This is a genomic window from Streptomyces sp. NPDC043952, assembly GCF_056435325.1.
The window spans coordinates 15,198-28,499 of record NZ_JBWKES010000014.1; the positions used below are offsets into that span (position 1 = coordinate 15,198).

At 72.4% G+C, this 13,302-nt stretch carries 10 protein-coding genes; 5 read left to right on the top strand and 5 right to left on the bottom strand.

Annotation, left to right across the window (positions count from 1 at the left end; all coding sequences use genetic code 11):
* Positions 1 to 2 precede the first annotated feature (2 nt).
* The gene (locus AC069R_RS17930; RefSeq protein WP_478767744.1) at positions 3 to 854 is read left to right on the top strand and encodes an STM4011 family radical SAM protein; all 852 of its coding nucleotides are present in this window, start codon (positions 3 to 5) and stop codon (positions 852 to 854) included.
* Between the two features lie 74 nt (positions 855 to 928).
* On the opposite strand, the gene AC069R_RS17935 is transcribed toward AC069R_RS17930, so the two are convergent.
* Positions 929 to 1,822, bottom strand: a complete 894-nt coding sequence (locus tag AC069R_RS17935; RefSeq protein ID WP_478767745.1) for a LysR family transcriptional regulator — start codon at positions 1,820 to 1,822, stop codon at positions 929 to 931.
* Between the two features lie 92 nt (positions 1,823 to 1,914).
* Between AC069R_RS17935 and AC069R_RS17940 the strand changes: the two genes are divergently transcribed.
* Complete coding sequence (locus AC069R_RS17940) at positions 1,915 to 3,003, top strand: alcohol dehydrogenase catalytic domain-containing protein (protein ID WP_478767746.1); 1,089 nt, start codon at positions 1,915 to 1,917, stop codon at positions 3,001 to 3,003.
* A 67-nt stretch (positions 3,004 to 3,070) separates the two neighbouring features.
* Positions 3,071 to 4,009, top strand: coding sequence for an amidohydrolase family protein (locus tag AC069R_RS17945; protein WP_478767747.1), 939 nt, complete (start codon positions 3,071 to 3,073; stop codon positions 4,007 to 4,009).
* Positions 4,010 to 4,042: 33 nt separating this feature from the next.
* On the opposite strand, the gene AC069R_RS17950 is transcribed toward AC069R_RS17945, so the two are convergent.
* Both AC069R_RS17950 and AC069R_RS17955 read right to left on the bottom strand, forming a co-directional pair.
* A complete protein-coding gene (locus tag AC069R_RS17950) occupies positions 4,043 to 5,347 on the bottom strand; it encodes an eCIS core domain-containing protein (RefSeq protein ID WP_478767748.1) in 1,305 nt (434 codons plus the stop codon).
* Between the two features lie 235 nt (positions 5,348 to 5,582).
* Complete coding sequence (locus AC069R_RS17955) at positions 5,583 to 6,503, bottom strand: NADP-dependent oxidoreductase (RefSeq protein ID WP_478767749.1); 921 nt, start codon at positions 6,501 to 6,503, stop codon at positions 5,583 to 5,585.
* 119 nt (positions 6,504 to 6,622) lie between these two features.
* Between AC069R_RS17955 and AC069R_RS17960 the strand changes: the two genes are divergently transcribed.
* The gene (locus AC069R_RS17960; RefSeq protein ID WP_478767750.1) at positions 6,623 to 6,997 is read left to right on the top strand and encodes a MerR family transcriptional regulator; all 375 of its coding nucleotides are present in this window, start codon (positions 6,623 to 6,625) and stop codon (positions 6,995 to 6,997) included.
* A 76-nt stretch (positions 6,998 to 7,073) separates the two neighbouring features.
* Here the strand turns inward: AC069R_RS17960 and AC069R_RS17965 are convergent, their stop codons facing one another.
* Together AC069R_RS17965 and AC069R_RS17970 are read right to left on the bottom strand one after the other, a co-directional pair.
* Positions 7,074 to 8,453 carry a TetR/AcrR family transcriptional regulator gene (locus AC069R_RS17965; protein ID WP_478767751.1) on the bottom strand — a complete coding sequence of 460 codons (1,380 nt, stop codon included), beginning with the start codon at positions 8,451 to 8,453 and terminating at the stop codon, positions 7,074 to 7,076.
* 164 nt (positions 8,454 to 8,617) lie between these two features.
* Positions 8,618 to 9,766, bottom strand: coding sequence for an acyl-CoA dehydrogenase family protein (locus AC069R_RS17970; protein WP_397988037.1), 1,149 nt, complete (start codon positions 9,764 to 9,766; stop codon positions 8,618 to 8,620).
* 283 nt (positions 9,767 to 10,049) lie between these two features.
* Between AC069R_RS17970 and icmF the strand changes: the two genes are divergently transcribed.
* On the top strand, positions 10,050 to 13,280 hold the full coding sequence (gene icmF, locus AC069R_RS17975) for a fused isobutyryl-CoA mutase/GTPase IcmF (RefSeq protein WP_478767752.1): 3,231 nt from the start codon (positions 10,050 to 10,052) through the stop codon (positions 13,278 to 13,280).
* Positions 13,281 to 13,302 lie beyond the last annotated feature (22 nt).

A 13,302-nucleotide genomic window follows, 5' to 3' on the forward strand; every position in this document is an offset into this window, starting at 1 on the left:
GCATGGACCTGACGATTCTCTACCGGGGCCCGCTGGCGTCGTGCGACTACGACTGCCCGTACTGCCCGTTCGCCAAGCGGCGCGACAGCCGTGCCCAACTGGCCGCCGATCGCGCAGCGTTGGAGCGGTTCGCCGGGTGGGCGGCGGCCCAGGAGGGCGACCGGCTCTCGCTGCTGTTCACGCCGTGGGGCGAGGGCCTGGTGCGGTCCTGGTACCGGCGGGCGCTCGTGGAGCTGAGCCGGCTGCCGCACATCCGCAGGGTGGCGATCCAGACCAACCTCAGCTGCCGCACCGACTGGCTGTCGGCCGCCGACCCGGACACGCTCGCGCTGTGGTGCACGTACCATCCGGGGCAGACGCCGTACGACCGCTTTCTCGCCAAGTGCCGTGATCTGGCCGCCCGCGGGATCCGGCACAGTGTCGGTGTGGTCGGTCTGCCCGAGCACCTGGAGCACGCCCGCCGGCTGCGCGCGGAGCTGCCGGAGCAGGTGTATCTGTGGGTCAACGCCGCCGAGGGGCACACTTACACGGACGCGGAGGCCGCCGAGTGGACGGCGCTGGATCCGCTGTTCGGCTACAGCCGCCATCCGCACCGCAGCGCGGGCCTGCCCTGCCGTACCGGGGAGTCGGTCGTGTCGGTGGACGGCGAGGGCACGGTGCGCCGCTGCCACTTCGTCCGCACGGAGCTGGGAAACCTCTACGACGGCTCGTACCGGCGGGCGCTGCGGCCGCGGGCCTGTCCGCTCGCGGTGTGCGACTGCCACATCGGCTACGTCCACCTGGAGACGCTGCCGCTGTACGACGTGTTCGCGGGCGGGGTGCTGGAGCGGATACCGGCGTCGGCCCCACACTGAGGGCCGGCGCCGGGTCCGTACCGTCGTCGGGATGCCACCGCCACGGCGGGGACGGCCGGGACCACCGCGATGGATCAGAGCGCCGAGGTGATCGCTCGCAGGGCCTCGGTGACTCCCGGTCCCGGTCGGCCGGGAAGCCGGGCCGTGAGGATCCGGCGGACCTCGGCGGGCACTCCGTCCACGCGCAGCAGCCGCACGCCGTGCGGCAGCACCGGGGACATGCGGGACGGGATCGTCGTCACGCCGAAACCGCCCGCGACCAGCCGCAGTTTCGTCAGCCAGTCCCGTGTGGTGTGGACGATCCGCGGCCGGCCGGGCAGTCCGGGCCAGACGCCGAGCAGGGGTTCGGTGCTCGTGGACGGGGTGGCGATCCAGGGAGCGTCGACGAGTTCGTCGATGTGCACCGCGGTCCGGCCGGAGAACAGGCCGGTCGTCGGGGCCCCGAGCAGGAGTTCGGTGTCCTCGACGGTTTCGATGTGCAGCCGGGGCGACTCGCCGTCCGACGGCCGGTGCGGCGGACGGGACGTCAGGACGGCGAGGTCGACGGAGCCCGCGCGCAGGGCCCGGAGCAGGGCGGGCGTGGTGCCCTCGCGGGTGGTGACGGTGATGTGCGGGCCGATCGCCGCGAGCCGGGTGAGCACTTCGGGCAGGATCACCGCGCCCGCGCTGGGGAACAGCCCGAGCCGCACCAGGGCCGTCGGTGCGGCGGAGCCGGTGAGTTCCTGCTCGGCCGCCGTGACGGAGTCCAGGATCGTCCGCGCGTGCCGGAGCAGGGTCAGTCCGGCCGGGGTGAGCCGCACCCCGTCGAAGCGGCGCTCGAACAGGACGGCGCCCGCGCTCCGTTCGAGGGCCGCCGCCTGGCGGGAGATCGCCGACTGGGTGTAGCCGAGCTGGGCGGCGGCCGCGGTGAAGCTACCGGAGTCGGCGACCTGCCGCAGAACGCGCAGCGCCGTGCTGGAGAAGTCCATGCGCACTATGCATACCACCTGTGCGGGATCGTCGCTTGGCGCATGCCCTGGGTGTCCCTAGCCTCGAAGCAGGCGATCAAGGAGGCCCGCGGATGCGAGCAGCAGTTCTGGACCGGTTCGGTGCCCCGCTCACCGTGCGAACCATGCCCGAGCCTCGGGTGGACGGGGGTGAAGTCCTGGTCGAGGTCCTGGCCACATGCGTCCTGCCGTACGCCGGGGAGGTCTTCGGTGGCCGGCGGAACTACCCGCTCGAACCTCCGGTGATACCGGGCTTCGGCGGTGTGGGACGAGTCGTGCGGATCGGCCCGGACGCCACCAGGCTGGGCGTCGGCGACCTGGTGTGGTGCGATCCGACGGTGCGTTCGCGCGACGACGCGCTGACCCCCGACATCATGCTCCAGGGCCTGAGCTCCCGCGGCGAAGGCGGCGCCAGGCTCGCCCGGCACCTGCCCGACGGGGCGTTCGCGGAGTTCATGCGGGTGCCGACGGAGAACGTCCACGCCCTGCCGGCCGAGGCACGGGACGACCCGGCGCACTGGTCCTGTCTCGGCGTCTACCTCGTCCCCTACGGCGGCCTGCTCGCGGCCGGCCTCGAAGCCGGGGAGACGGTGCTGGTCAGCGGGTCCACCGGGAATCTCGGCAGCGCCGCGGTCGCCGTGGCGCTCGCCATGGGGGCGGGCCGGGTGATCACGCCGGGCCGCAACCGCGCCGCGCTCGCCCTGCTCGCCGAACGGTTCGGGCGGCGCGTGCGGCCGGTCGTACTGACCGGTGAGGAGGCCGTGGACCGGGCCGCCCTGTCCACGGCCGCACAAGGCCCGGTCGACGTGGTGATCGACCTTCTCCCGCCCTCCGCGCCCAGCTCGGTGACGCGGGTGGCGGCGATGAGCGTCCGCGAGTTCGGCCGCGTCGTCCTCATGGGCGGCGTCGGCATGCTCGGCGGCGCGGACCTCGCCCTCCCCTATCCATGGCTCATGCGCAACTCGGTCACCGTGCGGGGGCAGTGGCTGGGCCCGCGTCCGGCGAACACCGGCATGATCCGGCTCGTCGCGTCCGGCGCGCTCGACCTGACCCCCGACCGGGTCCGGACGTTCCCGCTCGACTCCGTCAACGACGCCATCGCGTACGCGGCGGCGCACGGCGGCCCGTTCGACCGTACGGTCCTCACCCCGCGCGCCGGCTGACGGCCGTACTCGCTCCGCCGAAGGACGTGATTGACGGGACCGAGGGCGCGGGACGATCGTGGCCGGCATGAATGATCACCGTCCGGTCCCCGGCGACCCCCTCCCCGCCACCTCGGCGAGCCGCACCGACGAGGAAGCCGCGGAGGTCCGGCGTTTCTGGGGCCGGCTCGGGCTGCCCGGTCTGCTCGACGTGCACACGCACTTCATGCCCGAGCGGGTCCTGCACAGGGTCTGGGAGTACTTCGACGCGCGGGGTCCGCTGACCGGCGGGCTCGCCTGGCCGATCAGCTACCGGCAGCAGGAGGCCGAACGCGCCGCGGTGCTGCGGCGGTTCGGCGTCCGCGCCTTCACCGCCATGCTCTACCCGCACAAGCCCGGCATGGCCCGCTGGCTGAACGGCTGGGCGGCCGACTTCGCCCGGCGGACCCCCGACTGCCTGCACACCGCCACCCTGTTTCCCGAGCCGGGCGTCGAGACGTACGTCCGCGAGGCGATCGAGGCGGGCGCGCGGGTGTTCAAGGCGCATGTGCAGGTGGGGGCATACGACCCGGCCGACGAACTGCTCCAGCCGGCCTGGGGAGTACTGGCCGAGGCGCGGATCCCCGTGGTGATCCACTGCGGCTCCGGGCCCGCGCCCGGCAAACACACCGGCCCCGGACCGATCGCGCGGGTGCTGGCGCGCCACCCGGAGCTGCGGCTGATCGTCGCGCACCTGGGGATGCCCGAGTACGAGGAGTTCCTCGGCCTCGCCGAGCGGTACCGGGAGGTACGGCTGGACACGACGATGGCGTTCACCGACTTCACCGAGGCGTTCATGCCGTTCCCCCGCCGGGCCCTGCCCCGGCTCGCGCAGCTCGGCGACCGCGTCCTGCTCGGCACCGACTTCCCCAACATCCCCTACCCCTACCTCCACCAACTGCACGCCCTGGAACGGCTGGACCTCGGGGAAGAGTGGCTGCGGGCCGTGTGCCACCACAACGCGGCGAAGCTGTTCGGACAGGGGTGACGCCGGCCCGCGGCCCCGGCCCCGCCGGGCCGGTCAGAGAGCGGGATTGGGGTTGATGATCACCGTGGTGGCGCTGACGCCGTGGTAGTACATCTCCTCGCCCGACCAGTAGCCGTGGAACGACAGCTCTCCCCCGTTGACGGTGTACATCCGGGCGGCGGCGGGCTCAAGCTGCTCCTCGTCACCGGCGAAGGCTTCCAGGGTGACGCAGTCGTCGCCGTCCCTGGCCACCACCGCGGCCGCGTGGAACTGGCTCATCTTCCTGTCTCCGGGCTTCAGCGCGACGATCACGAACGCCTGGCCCACCTGGGGGTTCGCGGCCTCGTCGCGGGCGCCGGTGAACTCCCTGGCCATCCGGCGGTTGGTCCCGTCGCTGGGCTGGCCGAAGAACTCGGTGCGAGCGCCCTTCTTGTTGCTGAAGGTGTCGATGGTGCTGGCGTACTGGCCGTGCGGCAGCTGGTTGACGCGGTTGTTGATGATCTCCTCGGCCACGTGCAGGCACTGGTTCAGCACATCGCCGCCCAGCGAGTAGCGGTGGTAGGTCGCGCCCAGGAAGTCGGCCTGCTGGTTGTCCGACTGGAGGGCGGGGGAGATCGTGCCGAGGGCGTCGGCCCGTACCCACAGGTAGTGCGCGCCGTCGACGATGGCGAAGGCGCCGCCGGCCGAGACCCGCAGTTCCCCCATGCCCTCCACGTCCTGGTCCGTGAAGCGCTGCACGGACCCTCCGGCCTGGGCGACCGACCGGCCGGCGCTCTCCTCCCGCTCCTGCCGCGCGGAAGGCACCGGGCCGGCGAGCACCCGGTGGGCGTTGGCCTCGGCGGCCCGCTCGAAGCGGTCGGCGGGATCGCTGACCCGCAGTCCGTCGCCGGTCGGTGTGCCCGCGACCGGGCCCTGCCGCTGCTGGAGGACATGGGTCAACTCGTGGGCGAGCGTGTGCCGGTCGGCGCCGCCGGGTCCGATCACCACATGGCTGCCGGAGGTGTAGGCGCGGGCGCCGAGACCGGCGGCGGAGGACTGGGCGGCCGCGTCGTCATGGACGCGCACATCGGAGAAGTCCGCCCCGAACCGCGCCTCCATCTCCTGCCGGACCGGCTCCGCCAGCGGCCGTCCGGGGGCGCGCAACACCCCGTGTACGGCGGACCGTTGGACCGTCTCCTCTTCGGCGCCGTGTCCGGCCGCTTCTTGGTCCCGGCGCAGCATCCGTACCACGGCCGCGTTGCCGACGCTGCGCTGGAGCGGTGCCAGCGCGCCCGGAGCCTGCCGCGCCGGGGCACTCGGAGCCGACGCCTTGCGGGTGCCGGTGCGCTCGGCCGCCTCCGCGGTGTCTCGGGCGTGCATAGGGGCTCCTTCACTAGGCTCCGGCCCTCTGGATACAGGCCCGCGGCGGCAGACGCCAGGTACGCGAGGGCAGAGCGGTTGCCCGAACGGGCGGTGGACGGGGCGCGGTTGGGGACGGGTAGTGCGTGTCATCGGCGTAGGGAAGCGGGCCGGCCAGGTCGGCCGCCTTCAGGTCCGCGTCTGCCGCCGGGCCGGGTCTGCCATCCGGGTGCCGGCGGCTTTGGCACCGGCGGGCTCAGAACAGCAGTACGACCTTGCCCGACAGGCCGCCCGCCTCGAAGCGTTCGTGGGCCGCGCGCACCTGCGTGAAGGGGTAGTGCGCGGCCACCCGTACCTTCAGCCGTCCCGCGTCGACCAGGCCGGCCAGTTCCGTGAGGTCCTCGGCGCTCTCCTGGACGTAGTTCTTCGCGGCGCCCGGCACGTCCGGCAGGGGCGCGTCGGCGACCGAGATGTACGACCCCCCGTCGGCGAGCGCGCGGGAGACATCGACGCCCGCCGTGTCGAGCACGGCGTCGTACGCCCCCGGCGGAAGCTCCGCGGCGGAGCGCGTCACGGTCGAGGCGCCGAACTCCCGCACCACCTCCACGTGTTCGGGGCGGGAGACCAGGCCGTCGACCGACACGCCCGCCTGCCGGGCCAGTTGGACCGCCAGGCCGCCCACGGCACCCGCGGCCCCGGTGACCAGGAGCCGGGTGCGGCTCTCCAGGCGCAGCGCCGCGAGGGCCTGTACCGCGGTGGTCCCGGCGAGCGGCAGCGTCGCGGCCTCCGCGAGGGTGAGCGTCGTGGGGGCGTGGGCGAGCAACCGGGCAGGCAGGCGCACCAGTTCGGCCCAGGTGCCCAGGCCGGTGGCCAGCTGCGCGGACATCGCGATCACCCGGTCGCCGACCGCGAACCGGGGCGCGGAGCTCGCCACGACGATGCCGGCCAGGTCCCAGCCCAGCGTCGCCGGCAGGGCAGGGCCCACGTCCCAGGCACGGGTCTTCCAGTCCACCGGGTTCAGACTGCTCGCGACGGTCCGCACCAGCACCTCACCGGCACCCGGCCCCGACTCCGGTTCCGGCTTCGACTCCGGCCCCGAGGCCGGCTCCGGTGCGGCGACCTCTCGTACGGTGAGCACCTCGGGCCCGCCGTGGGCGTCGATCCGGACAGCGCGCATGGCGACAACTCCTCATGGTCCAGGCCGGGTTACGGCCGCGCGGTGACCGTCGTGGTCCCGCGTCGGAGCTCACGCTAAAGTCTGACACCGGTGTGAGAGTCAAGCCGGGGAGGGCCGCGATGCGGATCGGTGAGATGGTGCGGCGCACAGGCGTCAGCGAGCGGCTACTGCGCTACTACGAGGAGCAGGGCCTGCTGGCACCCGAGCGCCTGCCCAGCGGGTACCGCGTCTACGAGGAGAAGGACGTCGAGACGGTCCGCCACATCCGCACCCTGCTCGCCGCCGGGCTGACCACGGACACCATCGCGCGGGTGCTGCCGTGCGTCCGCGACGAGGGTGAGCGGCTGGTGCCGGTCTGTCCGGAGCTGGTCGCGGGGCTGCGCCGGGAGCGGGAGCGGATCAGCCGCACGATCGACGATCTCCAGGCGTCGCGCGGGCTGCTGGACGCGGTCATCGCGGCGGGCCCGCAGCCGGTGGCGGCGGGTTCGCGGTAGGCCGGCTGCGGCCGTACGACCGCCCGTCCGCCCGTACGACGACTCGCGCACTGCCCCTCCCCCCTGCCCGGAGCCGTCACCCCGGCAGTGGCCCGGTGTCCAACTCCAGCAGTTCGCAGCCCAGTTGGTGCAGGGCGCGGTCTATCCCCGGCCGGGTGGCGAGCCGGGGGGTGCGGGCCACGTCGTTGACGACGGTGAGGACGCTCTGCACCCGGACGCGGGCCTCGGCCGGGGTCATGGCCGGGTGGACCGCGCCCAGCAGGTGCAGCCACTCGGCGATGTAGTCGCGCTGGAACTGCCGGGCGCGCAGCCGGTCCGCCTCCTGGAGGTGCTCGGCCTCGGTGGCGATCACCGTCACCAGGTGGCGGGAGACCAGCGCGTTGCGGGTGTAGCGCCACACCAGGCGTCGCAGCGCCCCCGCGTGGTCCCTCGCCGAGGCGAGCACCTCGGCGAGGTCGACCCACAGCCGTTCGACGCCGCGGTGCACGGCGGTGGCGAGGAGGTCGTGTTTGCTGGCGAAGTGGTGGTAGATGCTCTGCCCGGCGATCCCGACGGCCGCGCCGGTGTCCTCCAGGCTGACCGAGGCGTAGCCGCGCTCGGCGAACAGCTCGGTCGCGGCGGCGAGCAGCGCCTCCCGGCGGGAGCGGTGGCGCAACACACCGCGCGGCGCGTCGAGTCGGGGTGCGCCGAGTCCGGGCGGGGCCGAGGTCGCGACCCGGTGCATCAGGCCCGCGACGAGATCGGGCTCCGCCAGCTCCACATGCTGGTAGGCGAGGCTCGCCGCCACGCCGAGCGTGCCCCAGGACAGCAGCTCGGTGTGGCCGGGGTCCAGCCCCGGCCGGGCGGCGGTCAGCTGGCCGGCGAGGGTGCGCCGGGCCGCGTGCAGCCGCCGGGTGAGCTCCGCGTACTGCTCGGCGGGCAGATGCCGGGCCTCGCGCTGCCAGAGCACGCCCAGCTCGCGCCGGGCCAGCGCGGACTCGGCGAAGTCCCGTACCAGGACGTCGAGTTCGCCGGGGCCCGCCGGGTAAAGCCCGGCCAGGCAGGAGTCGAGAGCCTCGGCGACGACGGCGTGCAGCAGCTGCTGCTTGCCGCCGAAGTGCCGGTACAGGGCGGAGGGGCCGATGCCCACGGCGGCCGCGATGTCGCTCATCGCCGCGTTGGCGTAGCCGTCGCGGGAGAACAGCTCCCGCGCGGCGGCGATGATCAGCTCCCGCCGGTTGCGCGGACGCGTCGCCCGCACGAGCGGAGCGGCCGCCTCCACACCGGCCCCTGCCACCGCCGTACCGCTCGCGGCGACCGGTCCCGCACCGGACGCCGCCGTCGCCGTACCGCTCCCGTCGGCCGTCTCCCCACCGGCCCCCGCCACCGCCGTACCGCTCGCGGCGACCGGGCCCGCACCGGACGCCGCCGTCGCCGTACCGCTCCCGTCGGCCGTCTCCCCACCGGCCCCCGCCACCGCCGTACCGCTCGATGCGAGCGGCCCCGGACCGCCAACGCCGCCCCCCGTCACCCCCGTACGGACCGCAGCGGCGCCACCCCCCATACCCGCGGCCTCCGTCCCGACCTCGACCCTCACCGGCACCCCCAGACAGGCCAGCCGACTCCTCCTGGACCCGTGGGCTAGCCGAGTTCCAGCGAACGGCCGATGATCTCCTTCATGATCTCGGTCGTGCCCGCGTAGATCCGGCTCACCCTACTGTCCTGCCAGGCCCGCGCGATCGGGTACTCCAGCATGTAGCCGTACCCGCCGTGCAGCTGGACGCAGGCGTCCATGACCCGGCCCTGGAGCTCGGTGCACCACCACTTGGCCTTGGCGGCGTCGACCACCGTCAACTCACCCGAGTTCAGGGCCAGTACGCAGCGGTCGAGGTAGTGCTGGGCGATCTCGATCTCGGTGGACAGCTCGGCGAGGCGGTGCCGGGTCACCTGGAGGGAGCCGATCGGCTTGCCGAACGCCTTGCGCTCGCGCACGTACTCGACGGTCCACTCGAAGGCGGCCGTCGCCTGCGCCAGACCGGCGATCGCGACCGACATCCGCTCCTGCGCGAGGTTGCGCGTCAGGGCGAAGAACCCCTCGCCTTCCTGACCGAGCAGGTTGGCCGCCGGCACCCTGGCGCCGGTGAAGACCAGCTCGGCGGTGTCCTGCGCGTGCAGGCCGACCTTCTCCAGCTTGCGGCCGCGTTCGAAGCCCGGCGTGCCGCGCTCCACGACGATCAGGCTCAGCCCGCGGTGCGGGTGCTCGCCCGTGCGGACGGCGACGACGACCAGGTCGGCGTTGATGCCGTTGGTGATGAACGTCTTCGCGCCGTCGATGACGTAGTGGTCGCCGTCGCGGACGGCCTTGGTGCGGATGCCGGACAGGTCGGAACCGGTGCCGGGCTCGGTCATCGCGACCGCCGTGATCAGCTCGCCGGAGGCGATGCCGGGCAGCCAGCGCGCCTTCTGCTCGTCGTCGGTCTGGTCGAGGAAGTAGGGCAGGACCACGTCCGCGTGCAGGGTCGGGCCGAGGATCGCCGGGATGGCGCCCACCCGCGCGCCCTCCTCGTGCAGGATCGTGTTGTAGCGGAAGTCCTTGATCCCCGCGCCACCGAACTCCTCGGGCACGGCGATGCCGAGCGCGCCCAGCTCGCCCAGACCGGTGAACAGTTCACGGGGCACGATGCCGGCCTTGTCCCAGTCCGCGTAGTGCGGCACCACGTGCTTGCTGACGAAGGCCCGCACGCTCTCGCGGTAGTCCTCGTGCTCGGCTTCGTAAAGGGTTCGCTTCATGATCAGCTTTCTCAGAGGGATCGAGAACCGCGGCGGTGCCGTCGTGCGACCGAATGCGCCAGCGGAGACTACTCAAGATTCACTTGCGGTGGAAGTAGTGAAGTGACGGCGGGTGAAGCGGGGCGGTCCGACACCGTGCGCCCCACCCGCACACTGATCCGGATTCACAAAAAGGCTTCGCCGACTGTGTGCCTGGTCACATCTCGTTCGACTTCTGCGCTTTACTAGGACGTCCTAGTATTTCTCTGATCAGCGTCCCCCGACCTGTCCCGGAAGGCCCCCGATGAGCGAACTGCACTCCCCCGTGCACCCCGTACGCCTGGTCACCGCATCCGCTCTGTTCGACGGGCACGACGCGTCGATCAACATCATGCGGCGGATCTTCCAGTCGCAGGGCGCCGAAGTGATCCACCTCGGGCACAACCGGTCGGTGCAGGAGGTCGTGAACGCGGCGCTGGAGGAGGACGCGCACGGCGTGGCCGTCTCCTCGTACCAGGGCGGCCATGTCGAGTACTTCGAGTACCTGGTCGAGTCGCTGCGCGAGCGGGGCGCGGAGCACATCCGGGTGGTCGGCGGCGGGGGCGGGGTGATCGTGCCCGAGGAGATCACCCGGCTGCGCACGCACGGGGTGACCATCTTCTCGCCCGAGGACGGGCAGCGGATGGGCCTCGCCGGGATGATCAACTCGGTGGTGCGGGACTGCGACTTCGACCTGTGGGAGGGCAAGCCCGCCGACGTGGACGCCGTGCTCGCGGGCGACCGGTTCGCCACCGCCCGCGCCATCACGGGCGCCGAACTCGGCAAGCTGCCCCCGGAGTTCCTGACCCGGCTGCGGACCGCCGCGGCCGGGCGGGTGGTGCCGGTGCTCGGCATCACGGGCACCGGCGGCTCCGGCAAGTCCTCGCTGACCGACGAGCTGGTGCGCCGCTTCCGCGTGGACCAGCAGGACAAGCTGCGCATCGCGGTGATCGCGGTCGACCCGACCCGGCGGCGCGGCGGCGGCGCGCTGCTCGGCGACCGGATCCGGATGAACTCCCTCGACGGCAACCGGGTGTTCTTCCGCAGCCTGGCCACGCGCGGCAGCCGGGAGCTGCCCGAACACCTCACCGATGTGATCGACGTGGTCAAGGCCGCCGGGTACGACCTGGTGATCGTGGAGACGCCGGGCATCGGCCAGGGCGACGCGGCGATCGTGCCGTTCGTCGACACCTCGCTGTACGTGATGACGCCGGAGTTCGGCGCCGCCTCCCAGCTGGAGAAGATCGACATGCTCGACTTCGCCGACGTGGTCGCGGTCAACAAGTTCGAGCGGCGCGGCGCCAAGGACGCGCTGCGCGACGTGAGCCGCCAACTGGTGCGCAACCGCGAGGCGTTCGACAAGAAGCCCGAGGACATGCCGGTGTACGGCACCTCGGCCGCGACCTTCAACGACGACGGGGTCACCGCCCTCTTCCAGCACCTGAAAGCGGAGCTGGACGCGAAGGGGCTGCACATCGAGGAGGGCACCCTCGCGCCCGTCGACGTGCGCCACTCCTCCGGGATCCGCCAGGTGGTGCCCGCGGACCGGGTGCGCTACCTCGCGGAGATCACCGAGACGGTCCGCGCGTACCACGCCGAGACCGAGGTGCTCGCCGAGGCGGCCCGGCGGGTGCAGCGCCTCGATCTGGTCAAGGACGAGCTGGCCGCGGCCGGTTCGGACGCGGACAACGTGGCCGCGCTGCTCGCCGACGCCCGCAAGCAGCTCCCGCACGAGGTCGGCGAGCAGATCGAGAACTGGCCCGCCGTCGTCGCGTCGTACTCCGGCGACGAGCAGGTCGTGCGGGTGCGCGACCGGGAGATCCGCACCAAGCTGACCCGCGAGTCGCTGTCCGGCAACAAGATCCCCCGCGTGGCGCTGCCCCGCTTCACCGACCACGGTGAGCTGGTGCGGTTCTGGCGGCGGGAGAACCTGCCCGGCTACTTCCCGTTCACCGCCGGGGTGTTCCCCTTCAAGCGCGACGGCGAGGACCCGGCGCGGATGTTCGCCGGGGAGGGCGACCCGTTCCGCACCAACCGGCGTTTCAAGCTGCTCTCGGAGGGCCAGCCCGCCACCCGGCTGTCCACCGCCTTCGACTCGGTCACCCTCTACGGCCGCGACCCCGGCGAGCGCCCGGACGTGTACGGCAAGGTCGGCACCTCCGGCGTCTCGGTCGCGCACCTGGAGGACATGAAGGCGCTGTACGACGGCTTCGACCTGACCGCGCCGACGACCTCGGTCTCGATGACGATCAACGGCCCGGCGCCCACCGTGCTGGCGTTCTTCCTCAACACCGCGATCGACCAGCAGATCGACCGGTTCCGCGCCGCCGAGGGCCGCGAGCCCACCGCCGAGGAGGCCGAGCGGCTGCGCGCCGACGCGCTGGCCGGCGTGCGCGGCACGGTGCAGGCCGACATCCTCAAGGAGGACCAGGGCCAGAACACCTGCCTGTTCTCCACCGAGTTCTCGCTTCGGATGATGGCCGACATCCAGGAGTGGTTCATCGCGCACAAGGTCCGCAACTTCTACTCGGTGTCCATCTCCGGCTACCACATCGCCGAGGCGGGCGCGAACCCGATCAGCCAGCTCGCGTTCACCCTCGCCAACGGCTTCACCTATGTGGAGGCGTACCTGGCGCGCGGCATGGACGTGGACGACTTCGCGCCCAACCTGTCGTTCTTCTTCTCCAACGGCATGGACCCCGAGTACTCGGTGCTCGGCCGGGTCGCCCGCCGGATCTGGGCGATCGCGATGAAGCGGAAGTACGGCGCCAACGAGCGTTCCCAGAAGCTCAAGTACCACGTCCAGACCTCGGGCCGCTCCCTGCACGCCCAGGAGATGGACTTCAACGACATCCGCACCACGCTCCAGGCGCTCATCGCCATCTACGACAACTGCAACAGCCTGCACACCAACGCCTACGACGAGGCGGTCACCACCCCGACCGAGGAGTCCGTCCGCCGGGCCCTGGCCATCCAGCTGATCATCAACCGGGAGTGGGGCCTCGCGATGAACGAGAACCCGCTCCAGGGGTCGTTCATCATCGACGAGTTGACGGACCTGGTCGAGGAGGCGGTGCTGCTGGAGTTCGAGCGGATCAGCGAGCGCGGGGGCGTGCTCGGCGCGATGGAGACCGGTTACCAGCGGGGCCGTATCCAGGACGAGTCGATGCTGTACGAGCAGCGCAAGCACGACGGTTCGCTGCCGATCATCGGCGTCAACACCTTCCGCAACCCGCACGCGGAGGGCGCCGAACCGGGTGCCATCGAGCTGGCCCGTGCCACGGAGCAGGAGAAGCGCTCCCAGCTGGAGCGGGTGCGCGACTTCCAGTCCCGGCACCAGCAGGAGGCGCACGCCGCGCTGACCGCCCTGAAGGCGGCGGCGGTCGACGGCGACAACGTCTTCTCGGTGCTCATGGACGCCGCGCGGGTGTGCACCCTCCAGCAGATCACCGAGGCGTTCTTCGAGGTGGGCGGCCAGTACCGGCGCAACGTCTGACGCACCGGACGAGGGGTGCGGG

Excerpts from the sequence above, each read along its gene's own strand:
- AC069R_RS17930 (WP_478767744.1), top strand. The coding sequence starts at position 3 with ATGGACCTGACGATTCTCTACCGGGGCCCGCTGGCGTCGTGCGACTAC.
- AC069R_RS17935 (WP_478767745.1), bottom strand. The coding sequence starts at position 1,822 with ATGGACTTCTCCAGCACGGCGCTGCGCGTTCTGCGGCAGGTCGCCGAC.
- AC069R_RS17940 (WP_478767746.1), top strand. The coding sequence starts at position 1,915 with ATGCGAGCAGCAGTTCTGGACCGGTTCGGTGCCCCGCTCACCGTGCGA.
- AC069R_RS17945 (WP_478767747.1), top strand. The coding sequence starts at position 3,071 with ATGAATGATCACCGTCCGGTCCCCGGCGACCCCCTCCCCGCCACCTCG.
- AC069R_RS17950 (WP_478767748.1), bottom strand. The coding sequence starts at position 5,347 with ATGCACGCCCGAGACACCGCGGAGGCGGCCGAGCGCACCGGCACCCGC.
- AC069R_RS17955 (WP_478767749.1), bottom strand. The coding sequence starts at position 6,503 with ATGCGCGCTGTCCGGATCGACGCCCACGGCGGGCCCGAGGTGCTCACC.
- AC069R_RS17960 (WP_478767750.1), top strand. The coding sequence starts at position 6,623 with ATGCGGATCGGTGAGATGGTGCGGCGCACAGGCGTCAGCGAGCGGCTA.
- AC069R_RS17970 (WP_397988037.1), bottom strand. The coding sequence starts at position 9,766 with ATGAAGCGAACCCTTTACGAAGCCGAGCACGAGGACTACCGCGAGAGC.
- icmF (WP_478767752.1), top strand. The coding sequence starts at position 10,050 with ATGAGCGAACTGCACTCCCCCGTGCACCCCGTACGCCTGGTCACCGCA.